The sequence below is a fragment of the Oleiphilus sp. HI0079 genome (genome assembly GCF_001635105.1).
Map to the genome: position 1 here is coordinate 1 of NZ_LWFT01001157.1, position 660 is coordinate 660.

Sequence of the window (660 nt, forward strand, 5' to 3'; positions counted from 1 at the left end):
TCTCCCTGATCGTTTCTGCACAGGGTCTTCGATTATGCCGCAGAAGAAAAACCCCGATGTACCTGAATTGGTTCGTGGTAAAAGTGGTCGTGTCACAGGACATTTGATTTCGTTGTTGATGTTGATGAAGTCGCAGCCGCTTGCTTATAACAAGGACAATCAGGAAGACAAGGAGCCCTTGTTTGATGTTTTGGATACCGTTAAAGGGTGTTTGCGGGCTTATGCGGATATGGTTCCGGCCTTGCAGGTGAAGTCTGAGAACATGCGGAGCGCTGCACTAAAGGGGTTTTCAACGGCGACAGACTTGGCTGACTATCTTGTCGTTAAAGGCATGCCGTTCCGAGATGCGCATGAGGTCGTTGGTAAAGCGGTTGCGTTTGGAATTGCTGAAGCGAAAGACCTTTCTGAAATGTCACTGTCGGAATTGCAGCAATTTAGCGATACCATCCAAGATGACGTGTTTGATGTGCTTACGCTGGAAGGATCGGTCAATGCTCGCGATCATATCGGTGGCACGGCGCCTGCTCAGGTTCTTGCAGCGGCGGATCGAGTTTTTGAGGAGCTTGATAAGCGATAGGGCTGTCGTGAGAGTATTGCTTAGTTTTGGAACGGTTCTTGTTTGATTTGCTTATCAAGCAATAAACCCGTGTATTTGGCTGC

1 protein-coding gene is annotated in these 660 nt (G+C 48.5%); it reads left to right on the forward strand.

All coding sequences use genetic code 11. The annotated features are described in order from the left end of the window. Positions 1-577 (forward strand): lyase family protein (locus A3750_RS20480; RefSeq protein WP_255374896.1); only part of this gene is annotated, 577 nt, incomplete at its 5' end. Positions 578-660: the final 83 nt, after the last annotated feature.